The sequence below is a fragment of the Thalassobius sp. Cn5-15 genome (genome assembly GCF_022347685.1).
Taxonomy (GTDB): Bacteria; Pseudomonadota; Alphaproteobacteria; order Rhodobacterales; family Rhodobacteraceae; genus Thalassobius.
The window spans coordinates 101,153-120,780 of sequence record NZ_JAKRGF010000007.1 but is presented as its reverse complement, the minus strand read 5'-3'; the positions used below and the strand labels follow the sequence as shown (position 1 = coordinate 120,780).

The 19,628-nt window shown below is 59.2% G+C and carries 16 protein-coding genes and 1 tRNA gene; 7 read left to right on the top strand and 10 right to left on the bottom strand.

The genetic code is table 11. The features are described from left to right. Positions 1-19: 19 nt before the first annotated feature. The 8 genes from MHM86_RS14725 to MHM86_RS14690 all read right to left on the bottom strand — a co-directional run bounded on the left by MHM86_RS14725 (position 20) and on the right by MHM86_RS14690 (position 7,131). Positions 20-745 carry a serine protease gene (locus tag MHM86_RS14725; RefSeq protein WP_239200862.1) on the bottom strand — a complete coding sequence of 242 codons (726 nt, stop codon included), beginning with the start codon at positions 743-745 and terminating at the stop codon, positions 20-22. A gap of 447 nt (positions 746-1,192) precedes the next feature. Next, positions 1,193-2,194, bottom strand: a complete 1,002-nt coding sequence (locus MHM86_RS14720) for an endonuclease/exonuclease/phosphatase family protein (RefSeq protein ID WP_239200861.1) — start codon at positions 2,192-2,194, stop codon at positions 1,193-1,195. After that, positions 2,194-3,237 carry a sn-glycerol-3-phosphate ABC transporter ATP-binding protein UgpC gene (ugpC, locus tag MHM86_RS14715; protein ID WP_239200860.1) on the bottom strand — a complete coding sequence of 348 codons (1,044 nt, stop codon included), beginning with the start codon at positions 3,235-3,237 and terminating at the stop codon, positions 2,194-2,196. Before ugpC ends, MHM86_RS14720 begins: the two co-directional genes overlap by 1 nt. Positions 3,238-3,249: 12 nt before the next feature. Further along, a complete protein-coding gene (locus MHM86_RS14710; RefSeq protein WP_239200859.1) occupies positions 3,250-4,146 on the bottom strand; it encodes an ABC transporter permease subunit in 897 nt (298 codons plus the stop codon). Between the two features lie 11 nt (positions 4,147-4,157). Then, positions 4,158-5,039 carry an ABC transporter permease subunit gene (locus tag MHM86_RS14705; protein WP_239200858.1) on the bottom strand — a complete coding sequence of 294 codons (882 nt, stop codon included), beginning with the start codon at positions 5,037-5,039 and terminating at the stop codon, positions 4,158-4,160. A 76-nt stretch (positions 5,040-5,115) separates the two neighbouring features. Beyond that, complete coding sequence (locus MHM86_RS14700; RefSeq protein ID WP_239200857.1) at positions 5,116-6,420, bottom strand: extracellular solute-binding protein; 1,305 nt, start codon at positions 6,418-6,420, stop codon at positions 5,116-5,118. Between the two features lie 376 nt (positions 6,421-6,796). Continuing rightward, positions 6,797-6,873 (bottom strand) — tRNA-His (locus tag MHM86_RS14695). Positions 6,874-6,942: 69 nt separating this feature from the next. Further along, on the bottom strand, positions 6,943-7,131 hold the full coding sequence (locus tag MHM86_RS14690; protein ID WP_239200856.1) for a hypothetical protein: 189 nt from the start codon (positions 7,129-7,131) through the stop codon (positions 6,943-6,945). Between the two features lie 130 nt (positions 7,132-7,261). Here MHM86_RS14690 and MHM86_RS14685 point away from each other — a divergent pair, with 130 nt between their 5' ends. Then, positions 7,262-7,885, top strand: coding sequence for a J domain-containing protein (locus tag MHM86_RS14685; RefSeq protein ID WP_239200855.1), 624 nt, complete (start codon positions 7,262-7,264; stop codon positions 7,883-7,885). 139 nt (positions 7,886-8,024) lie between these two features. On the opposite strand, the gene MHM86_RS14680 is transcribed toward MHM86_RS14685, so the two are convergent. Further along, positions 8,025-8,996: a calcium-binding protein gene (locus tag MHM86_RS14680; protein ID WP_239200854.1), complete on the bottom strand. Its 972-nt coding sequence runs from the start codon at positions 8,994-8,996 to the stop codon at positions 8,025-8,027. Between the two features lie 220 nt (positions 8,997-9,216). Between MHM86_RS14680 and MHM86_RS14675 the strand changes: the two genes are divergently transcribed. From MHM86_RS14675 to MHM86_RS14655, 5 genes are all read left to right on the top strand, one after another. After that, entirely contained in the window at positions 9,217-10,281 is a 1,065-nt protein-coding gene (locus tag MHM86_RS14675) for a nitronate monooxygenase family protein (protein WP_239200853.1), read from the top strand. Positions 10,282-10,434: 153 nt separating this feature from the next. Next, on the top strand, positions 10,435-11,421 hold the full coding sequence (gene cobS / locus MHM86_RS14670; protein WP_239200852.1) for a cobaltochelatase subunit CobS: 987 nt from the start codon (positions 10,435-10,437) through the stop codon (positions 11,419-11,421). Positions 11,422-11,594: 173 nt separating this feature from the next. Then, on the top strand, positions 11,595-13,472 hold the full coding sequence (cobT, locus tag MHM86_RS14665) for a cobaltochelatase subunit CobT (protein ID WP_239200851.1): 1,878 nt from the start codon (positions 11,595-11,597) through the stop codon (positions 13,470-13,472). A gap of 134 nt (positions 13,473-13,606) precedes the next feature. Further along, a complete protein-coding gene (locus tag MHM86_RS14660) occupies positions 13,607-15,409 on the top strand; it encodes an aminopeptidase P family protein (protein ID WP_239200849.1) in 1,803 nt (600 codons plus the stop codon). A gap of 198 nt (positions 15,410-15,607) precedes the next feature. Beyond that, positions 15,608-15,949 (top strand): DUF427 domain-containing protein, encoded by a 342-nt coding sequence (locus MHM86_RS14655; protein ID WP_239200848.1) that lies wholly within the window; start codon positions 15,608-15,610, stop codon positions 15,947-15,949. A 463-nt stretch (positions 15,950-16,412) separates the two neighbouring features. Here MHM86_RS14655 and MHM86_RS14650 read toward each other — a convergent pair whose 3' ends face one another. Continuing rightward, positions 16,413-18,101, bottom strand: coding sequence for a chloride channel protein (locus tag MHM86_RS14650; RefSeq protein ID WP_370644172.1), 1,689 nt, complete (start codon positions 18,099-18,101; stop codon positions 16,413-16,415). Positions 18,102-18,209: 108 nt separating this feature from the next. Between MHM86_RS14650 and MHM86_RS14645 the strand changes: the two genes are divergently transcribed. Then, positions 18,210-19,583: an FAD-binding oxidoreductase gene (locus MHM86_RS14645; protein ID WP_239200847.1), complete on the top strand. Its 1,374-nt coding sequence runs from the start codon at positions 18,210-18,212 to the stop codon at positions 19,581-19,583. The last annotated feature ends 45 nt before the right edge of the window (positions 19,584-19,628 follow it).

Below are 19,628 nucleotides of genomic sequence, written 5' to 3'. Positions count from 1 at the left end.
GGCTCTGCTTTGGGCGGTCTTAGCTGCTACTGGCCAGTAACCGGATCACCGATGGATCCAGTGAGGTGCCGACCGACACATCTTTCCCTGCCATTTCGGCCTTGGACGAAATCACCGACACCAGATAGGGACGTTGACCGTGTTGCAGGGCAAAAACTGGCGCGCCGGATGCGCCAAAGTCTACTTCGCAGTTTAGCACCAGCGTGTCTTGTTTACGGGCCAGAACCTGACAGGGGTAGGCCATTCGCGGATCCTGACGGCTGCCGACGGTGTAGGCCACAACAGAGAGGATATCGCCCTTCTGCGGGCGGGTTTCAAAAGCCAGCGGTGCCACTTCAGCACCGATAGGGCGTGCCAGCTTCAATAGTGCCAGATCATGACTGACCTGTATCGCACCGCTAGAGCGGTGGCGGTATTTGGGATGTGCCGTGGCAGAGGCGACGCGGCGTTCCGCGACCGATCGGCCTTCGGCCAGACCAGCCTGAAAGGTGATGCGATCAGCGCGTACCTTGCGGCCTGTGGTGGGGTTATAAAGGCAATGGGCGGCGGTTAGAACCAGATCGGGCGCGACCAATGCGCCAGTGCACATCGTCTTCCCTGAGATCGAGAGGCGACCAACCGCCTCCCAGCCTTTGATGTTTTCGACAGTGCGCCAGGTGCTACGACCTTCGGCCTCGACTGCGGTTGTTTTCGGGGCTGCGGCAAATGACAGTGCCAGAGCCAGACAAAATTTAGCTAAACGCATAGAACCTCCAAAATTCTTAACCACACTTGGCCCCAGAGGTGAGGCCGAACTTGGGCACCAATCAGATCATTTGGCGACTGGCGCCCCAGTCAGCCGCAAATGCGCCGCGTTTTGTCATAATCGTGCCGTCATTGCCCCAAGGGAAACACCGCACGATGAGTCAAACGACCCGTTCCGCAAGGATGTGAGATAATAATTTAACAACAAAAACAGATGGATACGTTATTCGCGTCAGAAATCGCTAAATTCCCCCGCAGAAAATCATCTGCTTGGCACAGATTTTGAAGTCTTTTGTGGCGCCAAAATTTTAACGAATCGGCCCCAAATCAGGGCAAACATGCCAAGACAGTGCCCCAACGATCTGCGGGAACACGGTGCCAGACATTGGGTCGCGATGCTGCGCTGCCGACAAAGAGGGAATGCTGACCTGCCAACCGGCCTCAGGCGCTAGCCCATATCAACGCCACACATAATCGCGTCGTGATCGGACAGGGGGGTGCCATGAGTATCAAGCGCTGGCATCACGCCCACCGGTGCCGCGGTCAGTCCACGATGCGCAAACCAGTCGAGTTTCATCGCGCCTTTGGGTTTTGGCGACAGCAAGCTTGGCCGTGTCGTCATCCCGTCCGGCGTTCCGGCCCATGAATAGCCCCGTACCCCCGCAATCTGGAACAGCTCTTCACCGCGCCAATCAAAATCGGGGTAGGATGTGTTACCGGTGTTCAGATCGCCGCCAATGATCACCGGCAAATCCGGTGCAAACTGATCAATCGCATCCATCAGGCGATCAAACTGCACCGCACGGAATGGTCCCTCTGCGTTGCTTTCCAGATGCAGGGAGGCGACACAGATCGGTCCCGCCTCTGTTGCCAACTCTGCAAGGATGGCCATTCGGTCACCGATACGGGGCTGGCTGAGATCACCAGCACTGTCCGGGCCAATCTGGAACCAGTGCCCGCCATCATACAGCCGCACGAGGCTGGCGCGCACAATTGGCGTGCAGGATAAAACCGCATTGCCGTGAAAACCCAGCGCATTGCGATTCTCAAGGCTGCGGGCCTGTTCCTGATCACTGCCAAGGCCCAGCTCCAGAAACTCCACCCCATATAGATAATGCATGTTGAGTTCAGCCGCGATGTCGGCCGTGACATCACGCTGATGAGTTCGTGCCATGCCCTTGTCCGCCTCGCTCAGCAACACAACAGCGGGGGCATGGGGACGCAGCGCCGCCGCGATCCCCACCGGATCCAGTCCGCGTTCTATGTTCCATGCGGCGACCGTGAACTGGCGCGGCAAGGCAGGCAATGTGCCCTGCCCGCCCTGTTCCATATCCTGCATCGCCTCAATCTGCTGCATCAGCTGGCTGTGCGCCTCTGCAGTGCGCGGCGCGGTACGGATCTGTTGAAACTGTGCCTGTGAGACCGGGCGCAGTTGATCGACCAGCTGCATCACAGACGCCGCCCCGATTGTGCATCAAAGAGATGTGGCGCGTTTTTCAGGCGCAACGATACAGGACCCGTCTGACAGGCCTGATCCTTGGGCACAGCGACAGAGATGTCCTGCCCCGCAATCTGACCATGCATCAGTCGGATCGCCCCAAGCTCCTCGACAATCTGCACGTCGATTTGCAGATCGCCCACCTCGGTCACTTCCAGATCTTCTGGCCGGATACCGACCAGCACGTCACCTGTAGCCCCGACCGGTACTTCCACGGCAAGCGCCCCATCCACGTGGGCACGCCCTGCCCCGTCAACGCTGGCCTTCAGCAGGTTCATCGGCGGGGCCCCCATAAAACCAGCCACAAAGGTGGAGGCCGGGTTCTCATAGATCTCTGTCGGGGTGCCGATCTGTTCGATAATGCCACCGTTCAACACGATGATGCGGTCGGCCATTGTCATCGCCTCGACCTGATCGTGAGTCACATAGATCGCAGTGACCCCCAGACGGCGCTGCAGGGCGCGGATTTCAATGCGCATCTGGTTGCGCAGCTTGGCGTCCAGATTAGACAGCGGTTCATCAAAGAGGAAAAGGTCAGGGTTGCGCACGATTGCGCGCCCCATCGCCACCCGCTGGCGCTGGCCACCGGACAGCTGACTGGGGCGACGATCGAGCAGCGGCGTCAGATCCAGCATTGCGGCCGCCTCAGCCACCTTACGCTCGATATCTGCCTTGGGAGTGCCACGGTTTTTCAACCCGTAGCCCATGTTTTTCGCCACCGTCATATGCGGGTAAAGCGCGTAGTTCTGAAACACCATCGCGATGTTACGGTCTGCGGGGTCCACATCATTGACCATCCGGTCCCCGATGGACAATGCGCCTTCGCTGATGTCCTCCAGTCCAGCGATCATCCGCAGAAGAGTCGATTTCCCGCAGCCCGACGGGCCGACCAGCACGACAAATTCACCGTCTGGGATGTTGAAGGAGCTGGGCTGCACCGCTTCAAACCCGTTGGGGTAGACCTTGCGGATACTGTCTAGGGTTACTTGTGCCATTGTTCTTGGTCCTTACTTGTCGGATTCCGTCAGGCCCTTGACGAACCAACTCTGGAAGAAAATCACGATGAAAACGGGGGGCAGGATGGCGATCAGCGCCAAGAGGTTGGAGCGCCCGTATTCTGGCAGGCTGGCACCTTCCAGTACTTGGGTGATCTGCTTAATACCACGCACCAGCGTGTACATGCCCTCATCGGTGGTGATCATGGTCGGCCACAGGTACTGGTTCCAGCCAAAGACGAACATGATGATGAACATCGCCGCAATCATAGTGCGACTGAGCGGCACCAGAATATCGACGAAGAACCTGACCGGTCCTGCCCCGTCGATGCGCGCCGCTTCAACCAACTCCTCGGGCACCGAGCGGAAGAATTGACGGAAGAAGAAGGTCGCCGTGGCCGAGGCCACCAGCGGAATGATCAGGCCCTGATAGGTGTTAAGCATCCCCAGTTTCTGCACCACCTCATAGGACGGCAGAATGCGCACCTCCAGCGGCAGCAGAAGTGTGGTGAAGATCAGCCAAAATGCCGCCGTGGCAAAGCGCAGCCGGAAATAAACCAATGCATAAGCAGCGATCATGCCCAACCCGATCTTGCCCACCGCAAAGCCGATGCCAAGAATGAAAGAATTGATCAGCATCCGCACACCGGTGTTTTCACCGGAAAACCCGCTGGCCTCAAACATCGCTTTGTTGAAGTTGTCGGGAAGTGCATTGCCAATCTTCAGCTGCGGGCCGTATTTGGTGATCTCGGCATCCGGCATGGTCGTGGTCTGCATCACGATCAAGAGCGGCACCAGCATGAACAGCGATCCGGCAATCAGTACCGCATGGTCCGCAATGCGCCCCCAGCGAATGCGCCGCTTTGGCGCCGTCACCTGCGGAACTGTCAAGCGTGTTGTGTCAGTCATATCAAAGCCCCTCAGGTATAGTGAATGCGGCGTTCGACCAGTCGGAACTGGAACACCGTCAGCGCCAGAACCAGCACCATCAGGATCACCGATTGCGCGGATGATCCGCCCAGATCATTGCCGCGGAAACCGTCAACATAGACCTTGTAGACCAGCGTCATCGGGTTGTTGCCCGGTTCCCCCTTCACCAGCGTGTCGACCACACCAAAGGTGTCAAACAGCGCATAAGTGATGTTGGTAATCAGCAGGAAAAAGCCCGTGGGCGCCAGCAGCGGAAAGGTGATGTCCCAAAAACGGCTTATCCCCGACCGGTTATCGATCAGCGCCGCCTCGCGCACGGAACGCGGGATAGACTGCAGGCCGGAAAGGAAAAAGATGAAGTTCACCGGCACCTGTTTCCACACCGACACCAGCACCATGGCAAACGCGGTGTCGTTAAAATTGACCCCCAGCACGAAGTCCCAGCCAAACTGGCCAAACAGGCGCGTCAGCGGACCAAAAGTCTGGTCAAACATGATGAGCCCAATAAAGCCCGCAACAGGCGGCGCCACAGCATAGACCCACATCAACAGCGTGCGGTAGGTTTTCGCCCCGCGCAGCACATTGTCGGCCTTGACCGCCAGCAAGAGGGCGATCGACAGCGACAGGAAGGTAACCAGCAGGGTGAACACCACGGTGAACCACGCCACCTTGCGATATTCTGCGTTGCCCAAGAGGTCGACGTAGTTTTCCCAACCCACAAAGGTGGCGCCGAAACCAAAGGGATCCTGCAAATAGAACGAAGACTGCACCGCATGGGCGGCGGGCCAGTAGAAGAAGATGGCGATAATCAACAGCTGCGGCATCAGCAGCAGGATCGGCAGCCATTTCACGCTAAATCCAGCACGTTTCAAGGGGAGGCCTTTCAAGTAGAAACTGGTGGCTGCGTTGATACGCAGCCACCAGCGTGTTTCGTTTCAAAACCAGTGATTACTTCTGGGTTTTGGCGAAGCGGGCCAGCAGTTTGTTGGCTTCGACTTCGATGTTGGCGAACGCGGTGTCTACGTCTGTTTCACCGGTCAGGATGCGGCCGTATTCACGGTTCATCACGTCGCGGATCTGCACGTAGAAGCCCATGCGGTAGCCTTTGGTGTTCTCACCTGCGGGCAGCTGCAGCTGTTTCACACCAACCTCTGCGGCGGGGAAGCGGGTGTAGTGGCCATCCGCGGCAGCTTTTTCATAGGCGGCTTCGGTCACGGGAACATAACCGGTGGCTTTGTGCCAGTAGTACTGGGTGTCGGACGAGGTCAGGAAGCGGAAGAATTCAGCGGTGGCTTTGTTTTCTTCTGCGGATTTACCGGCCATTGCGAACAGCGACGCGCCACCGATGAAAGTTTGGGTCGGCTCTTTGGTCACGCCTTCCCAGTAGGGCAGATAAGTGGCGGAAAACTCAAATGGCAGGTCTTTCTTCAGCAGACCACCGAAGGAGCCGGAAGAGCCCAGCCACATGGCCACTTCGCCCTCTTCGAACTTCGACTGGTTGTCGCCCCAACCGGTACCGAACCATTCAAAGTAGCCCTCTTTCTGCCACTCAGTCACAGCGGTGAAGTGCGCTTTGATGGCGTCATTGTTCACCAGAATTTTGGTATCCGTGCCGGTATAGCCGTTGTCGTTGGTGGCAAACGGCAGGTTGTGACGCGACATGAAGTTTTCTGTGAAGATCCACGGCAGATGCGACTGGGCCAGTGCAGTGTAGCCAGCGGCCTTCAGCGCAGGCGCGGTGGTGGACTGAAACTCTTCCCAAGTTTTAGGCGCGGAAACACCGGCTTTTTCCAGAGCATCTACATTGTAATAGATGATCGGAGTGGAGGAGTTGAACGGCATGCCGATCATCTTGCCTTCGGTGTCGGCGTAGAAGTAACGCACACCCGCGATATAGTCGTTGATGTCAAACGCAACGCCGTTGTCGGCCAGCAGATCCTGAACCGGGATGGTTGCGCCCTTGGCACCGATCACGGTGGCGGCGCCTGCATCAAACACCTGCAAAACGTGGGGCTGTTCACCGGCACGGAAGGCGGCGATGCCGGAGGTCAGGGTTTCTTCATAGGTGCCTTTGAAGACGGGGGTGATTTTGTAGTCATCCTGGCTGGCGTTAAAGTCGGCCGCGATCTGGTTGACGGTGTCGCCCAGCGCGCCGCCCATTGCGTGCCACCAGGTGATTTCGGTTTCAGCGAATGCGACGCCAGCGGTCATGCTCAGCGCAACGCTCAGGCTTGCAGTTTTGTAAAAGCTCATCTCTGTCTCTCCAAGAAGGGGCAGCCCCCAAGTGTCCTTTTGTCGGCACACGCAGCGTGGACCCACCACAGGAGAGTTCGGTCTTGGTCACGCCGAAATGATCCCCTGTGTATGGCGCTGGACCTACGGCGACGGAACGACAGTTCTGTGACGCAAATGATGAAGTTTTGTAACAAACCCGGTCACCTCAATACCTTAGGCGACATGATACCGTAGAATCTGAACTTTAGGATGCACAAAACAGGGGATTAGCAGAGGCAAATAACCGATGGCACGCGTCTGACAACACGTGCGAAAAAACAGCCCGAAATCATATCCAGACATCGCATAAAGCACGCGCTTTTTGCTGCAGATTGTCTATTATATAGGGGGTAAATGGTACCGCCTCCCCGGCTCGAACGGGGGACCTCTGGATCCACAATCCAGCGCTCTAACCTACTGAGCTAAGGCGGCACTGTGGGGCGATTTACAGGCCCCAAACGGGGATTGCAAGCCCGTTTGCTGGATATTTCTGCGCTTTCTTCATCTTCTTTTTACATAGGCTTTCGCCACATCGGCATGGGCCTTGAAAAACAGGAAGATCCGCCTCGGTCCCCCCGCAGCGTCACATAAGGCGCGCATCACCTCTTGATGCATACCGCCCAACATCCCATCATCACCATGCAACACACCACAGATCTGGCCATCGACACACTGGGTTTTGACAGTCATATTGGCCAGCGGCCTATCCTCTGCACATCCCCGCCGACCGGTTGTAAAAATGTCATGACAGCGACAGTTTCTCCTTCACCTCAATTCGAATTGGTCTATTATCTGCAGTCCGAGTCGAAAAGGTGATTTCATGGATAAATCTGATCCCTTCGGGTTCGACATGTCGATCAAATCGGCAAAGAAAAAGAACCCCCGTGGACGCCGAACCATGTCCGGCGCATCCGAAACGTCCACACGTCAGTGTGAACACGATGGCTGCACCGAGGCAGGGTCATACCGCGCGCCGAAAGCGCCTGATGTGCTGGATGAATTCCGTTGGTTCTGTAAGGAGCACGTGAAGGAATATAACGCGCAGTGGAGCTTCTTTGACGGCAAGACTGAAGCCGAAACCAACGCGCAGCGCTCCAGTGACAAAGTGTGGGAGCGTGAGACGAAGAAGGCCACCGACCCCGAAGCCCGGGCATGGGCACGTCTGGGCATTGAGGACCCGCATCAGGTACTGGGCGGCAACGCCACACAGAACCCCGGCCGCAACGCCGGTGCCGGTCGTCGTCTGCCTGCGATCGAGCGCAAGGCGGTCGAAATCCTCGCCGTGCAGGACACCATGTCCAAGGCCGAGATCCGCAAAGCCTATAAGAAACTGATCAAGGTGCTGCACCCCGATATGAACGGCGGCGACCGTTCTCAGGAAGATCAGCTGCAAGAGGTCATGTGGGCCTGGGATCAGCTAAAAGACAGCCGCAACTTCCTCTGACATCTGCCTTACCGCGGTCAGCCCCAAACTGTCGGTCCCAAACTGTCGGTCCCAAACTGTCGGTCCCAAAAATAGAAAACCGCGCCTGATAGGGCGCGGTTTTTTGATATCGTTAGAGCACCTTATCTCCGACGGCGTCTCAAGCGGCGCTGTCAACTGCGGCTGAGGCCTTTGCATCCAGCAACGCCTGCCAGTATGCATCGCTGCTCTGTTCTGACAGGACGATGTCATCCGCGCTGATGTCTTCAGCACTCAGACCAGGGTCGGCCAGAAGCGCGCGGCCCAGTACGGCGCCATCAATACCGGTAAACTCGACCAGAACACCGGCCTGGGCGCCTTCGGCATTCAGGTAATCAGTGATCGACACGTCGATCTGATCCAGCGACACCTCGGCAGGGTCAAAGACCAGACCGACCACGTCTTCACCGGGGGTGTAGTCCCGAATGACACCCGTCGCCTCATCCGCGTCCAGCGTGGTATCGATCAGGAAGTGGTCGGCACCCGCGTCACCCTGCGCTTCGGCGCCACCGGAGAGGACAATGACGTCATCACCAGCATCTGCACGCACGACGCCCGCATTCACCGACGGTGCAACCAACAGGTCATCGCCATTGCCGCCGCGCAGCACGCCCGCCTGACCTGAATCTGCCTCACCACCGACAAGCAGCTGGTCGTCGCCCCCGCCGCCAATAAGCGTGTCCCCGAAATCGCCGCGCAGAATGTCATCACCGCCGCCGCCATTCAGCAGGTCAAGGCCAGCACCACCGATCAGCGTATCCGCCCCTGCACTGCCATAAAGGCTGTCGTTCTGATCGCCACCGGACAAGAGGTCAGACCCGTCGCCCCCTTGCAGTACATCGTGACCTTCGCCACCTTGCAGCGTGTCTTCACCGCGATCGCCAACCAACGAATCGTTGCCAGTGCCGCCATCGAGCACGTCATTGCCCGAACCGCCCTGAATCAGGTCATCGCCACCATGGCCCTGCACCTGATCATCACCTGCACCCGCATCAACAGCGTCATCATCCTGCGTTCCCACAATCTGATCATCGCCATCACCCGCAATAAATGCAGCCCCCAAAAGGCCCATCGCTGTCAGAAGATAAAGCATAATCGCCCTCAAAACTTTCGTTCAATAAATCAATCAAAAGTAGGCGTAACATATGCCGTTGCACGCGGTAAACCATGTCAATTTGACACCCCTTTTGATTGCTACAGACGGAACTTTGGTCTTGGTCTCTCTGACGCGGCGGTACCAAGGTGCGCGACACTCCGCTTTTTCGTTGCAACCACGGCGATCAGGCCTCAGGCTAATGTGCAGGAGGTCCCCAATGACACAAAATACATCGCTGCAAGCGGCACTTGGCCTCAGCACACCGATCATTCAGGCGCCTATGGCGGGGGTTGCGACATCGGAACTGGCGGCAGCGGTTTGTCAGGCCGGGGGCATGGGGTCTCTTGGACTCGGCTCCGTGGATGCAGAGAGTGCGCGCGCGGCAATCCGCGAAGCGCGGGCACTGGGCGCGACTTGTCTGAATGCCAACTTCTTCTGCCATCAGCCCGAGCTGCCGGATCAGGCCGTTACGCAGGCATGGCTGGACGCGATGGCGCCAGAATTCGCCCGTTTTGATGCCCTCCCGCCAACGGCTTTGCGTGAAATTTACCAGTCCTTCCTCTCTGATCCCGCACGGATCGAAATGCTGACGCAAGAACGCCCCACAGTTGTCTCTCTCCACTTCGGTTTGCCGGAGGCATCGACCCTTGCAACGCTGAAAGGCGCAGGCATCACCCTATTCGCCAGCGCCACCAACACGTCAGAGGCCCGCGCCTGTATAGAGGCTGGGATTGACGCGATTGTGCTGCAAGGGGATGAGGCAGGCGGCCATCGCGGCTGTTTTGACCCAGAGGCCGCAGATGAACACCTCAGCACACTGGACCTACTGAAACGTATCCGTCCGCTGACCGATCTGCCGCTGATTGCTGCGGGCGGCATGATGGATGGGTCAGATTGCGCCCATGCCCTAAATGCCGGCGCCGACCTGGTGCAGCTGGGCACGGCCTTTATCCTCTGCCCTGAAACTTCCGCCGATGCAGGCTACCGTGCCGCCCTCACCTCAGACGCGGCAAACAACACCGAATTCACCCGTGCCCTGTCCGGTCGTCCGGCGCGGGCCCTGCCCAACACCTTTACAGCATGGGGCGCAACTAACGGCCTGAAAACACCGGGATATCCGCACACCTATGATGCTGGCAAGGCACTGATGGCCGCCGCCAAAGCCAAGGGCGATACCAGCTACGGCGCCCATTGGGCAGGCAGCGGCGCGGCGCGTGTCCGCGCCATGCCAGCCGCTGAATTGGTCGCCACACTGACTCGCGAAATGAGGGAATGCCGCTAGGAAATCCGCAATTTCACGGACCGACAGTCACTTTTCACCCACTGTTGTCGCTTTTATCCTTTCCCTTCGCCGCTTCGTCGATATGTTGCTGTTCAGACGTTGATTTAGGGCAATAAACCTGCCCAACCCGAACAGGTACGAGAAGGATTACCCATGGCCGACGGCATGATGGACCAGAACGCAAAACCCACCGAAGATATCTCGGTTCGTGATGTCTTCGGCATTGACACCGACATGACCGTAAAGGGCTTTGCCGAACGCACCGACCGCGTGCCAGAGGTAGATCCGACCTACAAGTTCGATCCTGAAACCACACTGGCCATTCTGGCAGGCTTCTCACGCAACCGCCGTGTGATGGTGCAGGGCTACCACGGCACCGGTAAATCCACCCACATCGAACAGGTTGCCGCACGTCTGAACTGGCCCTGCGTGCGTGTGAACCTCGACAGTCACATCAGCCGGATCGACCTGATCGGTAAGGATGCGATCAAACTGCGCGACGGCAAACAGGTCACCGAATTCCACGAAGGCATTCTGCCCTGGGCACTGCGCAACCCGACTGCGATTGTGTTTGATGAATATGATGCAGGCCGTGCGGACGTGATGTTTGTGATCCAGCGTATTCTGGAAGCAGACGGGAAACTGACGCTGCTGGACCAGAACGAAGTGATCACCCCGAACCCCTATTTCCGCCTGTTTGCCACCGCAAACACTGTCGGTCTGGGCGACACCACGGGTCTCTACCACGGTGTACAGCAGATCAACCAGGCGCAGATGGACCGTTGGTCGCTGGTCGCGACGCTGAACTACCTCAGCCATGACGCGGAAACCAATATCATCCTGTCAAAGAACCCGCATTACAACACCGAAGCAGGCCGCAAGACCATCGGTCAGATGGTGACGCTGGCGGATCTGACCCGCACCGCGTTCATGAACGGCGACCTGTCCACCGTCATGTCGCCGCGTACCGTGATCAACTGGGCACAGAATGCTGAGATTTTCCGCAACGTTGGCTATGCGTTCCGCCTGAGCTTCCTCAACAAATGTGATGAGCTGGAACGTCAAACTGTGGCAGAGTTCTATCAGCGCTGCTTTGACGAAGAACTGCCCGAAAGCGCGGCCAGCATGAGCCTTGGCTAATCATAGCTAGGCACAGCTAAAGACAGACAGCCCGGCCCCCTAAGGTCGGGCAGCGCCCGCCCCCCCCCTGAGGTCGGGCGCTTTGCATCCGCCCATCCTCGGACGGTGCACTTGGGGGACGGAGCGACGCAATACCGCGTTCAACCGCGTGTGAAACCGCAGGCGAAGACGACATGAAAAAACCGACTGACAACCCAGCCGATCCGTTCAAAAAGGCCCTCGCCGAGGCCACCAAGGTCATGGCCGATGATCCCGACCTGAACGTCGCCTACACGGTCGATCCGGCGGGCATGGCAGGTGACACCATCCGGCTGCCGCAAGTCAGCCGTCGTATGACCCGCGATGAGGTGCTGCTGGCCCGCGGCACGGCGGATGCCTTGGCGATGCAGCGCAAATATCACGACAACGCCACCCACGCCCGCTATGCGCCCCCCGGCGACATGGCGCGGTCAATCTACGAGGCGATGGAAACTGCACGCTGCGAGGCGATGGGGGCCCGCGACATGCCCGGCACCGCTGGGAATATTGACGCCAAGATCGACTCGGAATCGCGCCGCGCAGGCTATGACCAGATCAAAGTGCCAGCCGATGCGCCCCTGCCCGTCGCTGCGGGCTATCTGATCCGCCATCTGGCCACGGGCCGCGACCTGCCGCCTGCCGCTGACAACGTGATGGGGATGTGGCGCGACTTCATCGAACAGCGTGCGACAGACACGCTTGAAAATCTGCAAGACCGTCTGGCCGATCAGTCACAATTTGCCAAATTGGCCCGCCAAATGATCGAAGACCTAGGGTACGGCGATCAGCTGGGCGAAGATCCTGACGAAGACAACGATGATCCCGAAGACGAGGCCGAAGAGGATCAGGACGAACAGCAGGAACAGGACAGCGAAGGTCAGGATGATCAGGACGATCAAGAGGCCGAAGCAGATCCCGAGCGCAGTCAGGAAGAACAGCAGGACAAATCTGAGGCGCAGGTCAGCATGGATGATCTGGCCGACGAAGAGCTGGATGACGACACCGAGCTGCCTGATGGCGAGGCACCACTGGAACCGCCCGCCCCTGCGCCTGCGTCAGAGGCCGATCCGAATTATACCGTTTTCGACAACAGTTTCGACGAGGAAGTACTGGCCGAAGAACTGGCCGAACCCGCCGAGCTGGAACGGTTGCGCGCGTACCTCGATCAACAGCTGGAACCGCTGAAAGGCGCGGTCAGCCGTCTGGCCAACAAACTGCAGCGCCGCCTGCAGGCGCAGCAGAACCGCAGCTGGCTATTTGATATGGAAGAGGGCATTCTGGACGCGGGTCGTCTGGCCCGCGTGGTTGCCAACCCCACAACGCCGCTGTCGTTCAAGGTGGAGAAGGATACTGAATTCCGCGACACCGTGGTGACGCTGCTGCTGGACAACTCAGGCTCCATGCGCGGTCGCCCGATTTCGATCGCGGCAATCTGTGCGGATGTTCTGGCCTCTACCCTTGAGCGTTGCGACGTGAAGGTCGAGGTTCTGGGTTTCACCACCCGTCAGTGGAAAGGTGGCCAGAGCCGCGAAAAATGGCTGGCCGAAGGACGCCCCCAGCAGCCGGGCCGTCTGAACGATCTGCGCCACATCATCTACAAAAAGGCAGACGCACCGATGCGCCGGACCAAGGACAACCTTGGTCTGATGATGAAAGAGGGCCTGCTGAAGGAAAACATCGACGGTGAGGCGCTGGAATGGGCGCACCGCAGGATGCTGGCACGGCCTGAGGCCCGCAAAATCCTGATGGTGATTTCCGACGGCGCGCCCGTGGATGATTCCACACTGGCGATGAACCCACAGAACTTCCTTGAGAAACACCTGCGCGATGTGATCGACATGGTGGAGAAGCGCAAACAGGTCGAACTGATCGCCATCGGCATCGGCCACGATGTGACGCGCTATTATCAGCACGCGGTGACGATTACGGACGCCGAACAGCTGGCCGGTGCGATGACCGAACAGCTGGCAGGCCTGTTTGATCAGGATCCCCGTGCCCGTGCCCGCACCATGGGCATGAAAAAAGGCCGCTAAGCGGCGACTGATTGTTAAGTTCCAACCGCGCGCCCGACATGAGGCGCGCGTTTTGGCTTCTGCCGCTGCGCTATGCACTTTGATGCCTCCGGCGGGGATATTTTTAAAACAGTGAAAAGGAAGGCGCCGCGCCCATGTTCCAGAGCTTTCATGAAACTGCCCGTCCCGAACAAGGCCCTGCCCGGCTGGCCGATCTGCGCGAGGTTTTGGACCGTGAGAGGTTGGATGGGTTTCTGGTGCCGCGCGCGGATGTGCATCAGGGCGAATATGTTGCGCCGCGAGATGATCGGCTGGCGTGGCTGACCGGTTTTACCGGATCGGCAGGATTCTGCGCGGCGCTGCGCAATGTGGCGGGCGTGTTCATCGACGGGCGCTACCGCACGCAGGTGAAGGCGCAGGTGGATCTGCACCACTTCGCCCCTGTGCCTTGGCCGGAAACCTCCCTGGCCGCATGGTTGCGACAGCAATTGCCTACGGGGGGCACTGTCGGTTTGGATCCGTGGCTGCACACAGTGGGCGAAATTGTCGCGCTGGAGGCCGCACTGGCGGGCAGCGGGATTGCGCTGCGCGAGTTGAATAATCTGGTGGATGTCATTTGGGCCGATCAACCAGACGCCCCGCTTGGTCTGGTGCGTGTGCAGGATATCGCCCGCGCAGGCCTGTCCCATGGCAACAAACGGCAAACCGTAGCCGCCGATCTGCGTCGCAAAGGCGAGGATGCAGCGGTGATCACCCTGCCGGATTCTCTGGCCTGGCTGCTGAACATCCGTGGCAGCGATATTCCCCGCAATCCGGTGGCGCATGGGTTCGCCGTGGTGCACAGCGATGCGCAGGTTGATCTGTTCATCGAGGCGGCGAAACTGTCACCAGAGGTGTATGCGCATCTGGGTGATGAGGTTATCGTGCATGCGCCTGAGGCGTTTGTCGATACGTTGGGCCGACTGACAGGCACCGTGCGGCTGGACAAAAACAGCGTGCCGCTTGCAGTGCAGCGCGCGCTGGAGGCTGGTACGGCGCAGATTAGCCTTGGCCGCGATCCCGCGATCCTGCCGAAGGCGTGCAAGAACAGCGTCGAGATTGCGGGCAGCCGCGAGGCGCACCTGCGCGACGGCGCGGCAATGTGTGAATTCCTCAGTTGGTATGACGCGCAACCGGTTGGCGCGTTGCGCGAGATTGATCTGGTCCGCCAGCTAGAGGGATACCGCACGGCGACAAACGCACTGGAAGAGATCAGTTTTGACACCATCTCTGGCACCGGACCAAATGGTGCGGTGATCCACTACCGTGTGACAGAGGCGACGAATGCGACACTGCAGGATGGCCATCTGGTGGTGCTGGACAGCGGCGGGCAATACGTCGATGGCACCACCGACATCACCCGCACCCTACCCGCAGGCACCGTAGGCGCAGAGGAGAAGGCATGCTTCACCCGCGTGTTGCAGGGCATGATCGCCATTTCACAGCTACGCTTCCCCCGTGGCCTCAGCGGGCGCGACATAGACGGCTTTGCCCGTGCCCCGCTGTGGGCAGCGGGCCTTGATTATGATCACGGGACCGGCCACGGCGTTGGATCCTACCTTTGTGTACATGAGGGGCCACAGGGCATCAGCCGCCGCAATATCGAAGTGCTGCACCCCGGCATGATCCTGTCAAATGAACCAGGCTATTACCGCGAAGGCGCCTTTGGCATTCGGATCGAAAACCTGATCGTTGTGACGGAAGCCCCCGCACTGGCAGGTGCTGACGCACGGCCGATGTTGCAATTTGAAACACTGACATATGTGCCAATTGACCGCCGGTTGATCGACGCAGACATGCTGTCAACCGCAGAACGTGACTGGATCAACGCCTATCACGTTACGTGCCGCGACAAAATCAGCCCTCGGCTTAGTGATGAAGCTGCACTATGGTTGGCCCAGATGACGGCGCCGCTATAAGAGCCGCCTGAGATCGTCAAAAATGCAAAAGACAGGCGATGAGCCTTTGCCTGTCTTGCTGTTTTGCCCCTAAAGCGCCGTCGAGCGCTGGAATGTGCGTATTTTTGCAGCAAACAGTCGGCACCGCGCAGGTGGGCCTGACATATTGGTGTAACAATCAACAGGCAAAGCGGTGCGCAGGAATTAGGGGAGAAGACCATGACCGATATCACCATTCGCAAAGCCGAAGGCACTTGGGTCGTCCGCGCCGGTGGCGCCGTACTGGGCGAAAGCAAGAATGTGCTGGAACTGAGCGAAGGCAACGCCGATCCAGTGATCTACTTCCCGCGCGAAGATATCGCGATGGCCTTCCTCGACGAGAGCGACAAACAAGCCGAAGATGTCGCGAAGGGCACCGCCAACTTCTTTTCTATCGTAACCAAATCCACCACGCTGGAAAATGCCGCATGGAGCTATGATGCCCCCAGCGAGACAGCCGCGCGGATCAAGGGGCATCTGGCCTTCTCCACCGGTGAAAAACTGGCGGTGGAGCGGGTTTAACCCCAAAATGAAAGAAGGCACATCGGTCCCGCGGGACCCTGCCAAGAACGCCGCACAACCGGACAGGCCTGCCGGATCCTGCGCCCAACACGGGTTCTGGGACACAAGGCTTATGGTGGCACAGGCCTGTTGCGCGCAGCTGCTGCCCTGCTGCTGGTGGAATGGCGGTTGATGACGGATAGTCCGTTCCAAACTGTTGCTCTTGGCGACCTGAGCGCGGTCATTTGTGCCTGTGCCCGTGGTGACCTTGTGCCCGTGGTGACATCGCCAGCGGCACCATCGCCGACCTGACGAGTGACGAGGCCAAGGCACGCCCCTTTCCGCATCTGGTTCGCCTGCAGTTTTCCCGCGTTTTTCGTGGCGCTTGCGATCTTGTGGCTGAGGCTCACCCGACCAACGTTTTAACGCGGTCAACGCTATGCCTGCGGCGGGCGTATTTTAGGGATCATTGAAAGGCAGCCGCCTAACTGTGTTCCTCTGCAGCCGTTGCGGCCAGTGCACGATTGTAGGTTTTCAGAGCATCCACATAAAACAGCGCGCCAAGGATGATTGGCGCCTCTTCGCCCTCTGGTGTCATGACCACGGGGATGAAAGGCACACCGGCCTTATCAAACAGCGGCATCGCCTCGCGGAGGGTCGCATCGGCAGCGAGTGTTATGCCGTCGTCAACCATTTCGCGGCACCGCGCCATATCCGCAGCGCCCGGATCTTCGGGTGCGCGCATCACGGCGGCGGCGTTGAACATCGACAACAGGTAAGATTGCGGACCTGCGGCGACGCAGACTCCGCGCCGTTCCAGCTGACTGAGGAAGAAAGAACGGTCCACCAAACGAGAGGCGAGCGCGGTCGAAAGGGACACCGCCACCATCACCGCCAACCCAGTTTGCCAGTCACCAGTCATTTCAAAAACGATCATCGTGGTGGAAATCGGCGCGCCCAGCACCGCTGCTGCCACCGCCCCCATCCCCGCAAGAGCATAGAGCGTGTGTGCGCCGGACACTTCGGGAAAGATGCTGGTGGCGATGAGGCCGAAAGCCAGCCCCGTGAGCGCCCCCACCATCAGCGAGGGTGAGAACATACCGCCGCCCATGCGGCCCGCCATAGTGATCGCCACCGCAACAACCTTCACCGCAGCAAAGGCGATCGCCTGCCACAAGAGGATCTGGCCGGTCAATGTCGCCGACATAGTTTCATATCCGACCCCGATTATATGGGGAAAAGCGATGGCGATGACACCCAGCATCGCACCTGCCAGCGTCGGGCGCAGCCAGCGCGGCATGCCTGTGCGGTCCTGAATAAGATTGCCAACATCCTCGGCATAAAACACCGTACGCATCAGTATGGTCGCCACCAACCCGCACAGCAGACCGAGGAGAATGAACGCGGGCAGTTCAACATAGAACTCCAACACGTTTGCCTCTGGCAGCAGAAATTCGGTCACGCCGCCATATTCCAACCGGTTTATGATGGTCCCCGCAACCGAGGCAATCACGATCGGTGCAAAGGCATGCACCGCGAAGTGGCGCAACACCACCTCAAGTGCAAAAAGCGCCCCCGCGATCGGCGCGTTGAAAGAGGCAGAAACCGCCGCCGCCACTGCACACCCCAACAGATCACGGCCAGTAATCCCATCGGCGCGGATCCAATCGCTGACACGGCTCGACACCATGCCGGCCACATGGACCACCGGTCCCTCGCGCCCTGTGGAACCACCAGAGGACAGCGTGATCAACGAGGCAAAGAGCGATGCTATCCCCGCGCGGTATTCCACCCGCCCCTCATGCATCGCGGCGCCTTCAATCACATCGGCCACCGACCGTACCCGCCCGTCTGGTGTGAACAGGTGCAGGATCCAGCCGGTGATGAACCCGCCTGCAATGGGCAGCAGCAGGATCCAGTACCACGGCAGCGTTTCTGCAAAACTGTGCAGGCGCGCCACATCATCCGTGCCATAGAGAAAGGCCTGTAACGTTTCGATCCCTTTACGGAAGCTGAGGGCGGCAAAACCAGCAAAAGTGCCGATACAGGCAGCAATCAACCAGAATTGCACCTGACTGGGACCTTGACGGCGCATCAAACGGTAGGCCTCAACGAAAGAGCGCAGCAGATCGCCGGTCAACCGGATCACAGACGTGCGAATTCCGTCGGGCATGTCCCCTCCTTTACCGTACGGCTACGGTCTGGTCGCTAAAGCTGCCCTGCCCCTCTGGCACGCGCTGCGGCGATCCCCTAGTCTGCCGCCAAACGCAGGAGGAGCAAGATGGGCATCGAAACAGCACTTGTGGCGCTTTCCACCTTTTTAGGACAACGGCTTAGCCGGTCCAAGCCTGATCTGCAGCAACATGGCGGATCCGAGACGCATTTCCCCATGACACCGCCCGATGCCGTCGCCTATCCGCGCAGCACCGAGGAGGTGGCAGAGATCGTGAAAATCTGCGCCGCGCATGACTGTCCGGTGATCGGCTATGGCGCGGGCACCTCGCTGGAGGGACAGACGCTACCAGTAAATGGCGGTGTCACCGTGGACTTCCGCGATATGGCAGCTGTGCTGCATCTAGGGGCTGAGGATATGGACGTCACCGTTCAGCCCGGCATCACCCGCGAGGCGCTGAACGAGGAATTGCGCGCGACCGGCCTGATGTTTCCGGTCGATCCCGGCGCCAATGCCTCGATCGGCGGCATGGCCTCGACCCGCGCAAGTGGCACCACGGCAGTGCGTTACGGCACCATGCGCGACAATGTGCTGGGGCTGGAGGTGGTACTGGCGGATGGCCGCGTGATCCAAACCGGAACGCGGGCGCGCAAATCCTCGGCCGGGTATGACCTGACGGGACTGTTTGTGGGGGCTGAGGGTACGCTGGGCCTGATCACAGCCCTGACCCTGCGCCTGCACGGCCAGCCCGAAGCGGTAAGCGCTGCCGTCTGCGCCTTTGACGATATGGCCACTGCGGTGGAGGCGGTGCAGACCACCATTCAGATGGGCGTGCCGATGGCGCGGATCGAATTTCTGGACGCCGCCAGTGTCGCTGCGGTCAACGCCCATTCCAACACCAGCCTGCCCCTCTACCCGCATCTATTGGTAGAGTTTCACGGATCAGAGGCCGGGGTGAAAGAGCAGGCGGAAGTCTTTGGCGATGTGGTCACCGACACGGGCGGCAAGGGGTTTGCATGGGCTGACAAGCCCGAGGATAGAAGCGCACTCTGGACCATGCGACACCACGCCTATTGGGCGATCTTGCAATCACGGCCTGACTGTACGGCGATTGTGACCGACATCTGCGTGCCCATCTCGCGCCTTGCCGAAGCGGTGGAAGACACCCGCGCTGACATCGCCGCCTCGCCGATCACCGGGCCTATTCTGGGTCACGTGGGCGACGGGAATTTCCATGCGATCCTGCTGTTTGATCCGGCCAAAGAGGATGAGGTGCGAGCGGCCAAGGATCTGTCCCATCGTCTGGTCGAACGCGCGCTGGCGCTGGGTGGCACGGCGACGGGTGAACATGGGATCGGGCTGGGCAAGAAAGCCTATATGGAGGCTGAACATGGCGACGCTTGGGACGTGATGGGCGATATCAAACAGGCGCTTGATCCCAAGAACCTCATGAACCCCGGAAAACTGCTGCGCGACGGATAAGGTCGCGCTTTCTGACACCAGAGAGCAGATCGGAATTTGACCCCT

Bases quoted from the DNA above. Each gene is read 5' to 3' on its own strand.
- MHM86_RS14725 (WP_239200862.1), bottom strand. From the start codon at position 745: ATGCGTTTAGCTAAATTTTGTCTGGCTCTGGCACTGTCATTTGCCGCA.
- MHM86_RS14720 (WP_239200861.1), bottom strand. From the start codon at position 2,194: ATGCAGCTGGTCGATCAACTGCGCCCGGTCTCACAGGCACAGTTTCAA.
- ugpC (WP_239200860.1), bottom strand. From the start codon at position 3,237: ATGGCACAAGTAACCCTAGACAGTATCCGCAAGGTCTACCCCAACGGG.
- MHM86_RS14710 (WP_239200859.1), bottom strand. From the start codon at position 4,146: ATGACTGACACAACACGCTTGACAGTTCCGCAGGTGACGGCGCCAAAG.
- MHM86_RS14700 (WP_239200857.1), bottom strand. From the start codon at position 6,420: ATGAGCTTTTACAAAACTGCAAGCCTGAGCGTTGCGCTGAGCATGACC.
- MHM86_RS14690 (WP_239200856.1), bottom strand. From the start codon at position 7,131: ATGACTGTCAAAACCCAGTGTGTCGATGGCCAGATCTGTGGTGTGTTG.
- MHM86_RS14685 (WP_239200855.1), top strand. From the start codon at position 7,262: ATGGATAAATCTGATCCCTTCGGGTTCGACATGTCGATCAAATCGGCA.
- MHM86_RS14680 (WP_239200854.1), bottom strand. From the start codon at position 8,996: ATGCTTTATCTTCTGACAGCGATGGGCCTTTTGGGGGCTGCATTTATT.
- MHM86_RS14675 (WP_239200853.1), top strand. From the start codon at position 9,217: ATGACACAAAATACATCGCTGCAAGCGGCACTTGGCCTCAGCACACCG.
- cobS (WP_239200852.1), top strand. From the start codon at position 10,435: ATGGCCGACGGCATGATGGACCAGAACGCAAAACCCACCGAAGATATC.
- cobT (WP_239200851.1), top strand. From the start codon at position 11,595: ATGAAAAAACCGACTGACAACCCAGCCGATCCGTTCAAAAAGGCCCTC.
- MHM86_RS14660 (WP_239200849.1), top strand. From the start codon at position 13,607: ATGTTCCAGAGCTTTCATGAAACTGCCCGTCCCGAACAAGGCCCTGCC.
- MHM86_RS14655 (WP_239200848.1), top strand. From the start codon at position 15,608: ATGACCGATATCACCATTCGCAAAGCCGAAGGCACTTGGGTCGTCCGC.
- MHM86_RS14650 (WP_370644172.1), bottom strand. From the start codon at position 18,101: ATGCCCGACGGAATTCGCACGTCTGTGATCCGGTTGACCGGCGATCTG.
- MHM86_RS14645 (WP_239200847.1), top strand. From the start codon at position 18,210: ATGGGCATCGAAACAGCACTTGTGGCGCTTTCCACCTTTTTAGGACAA.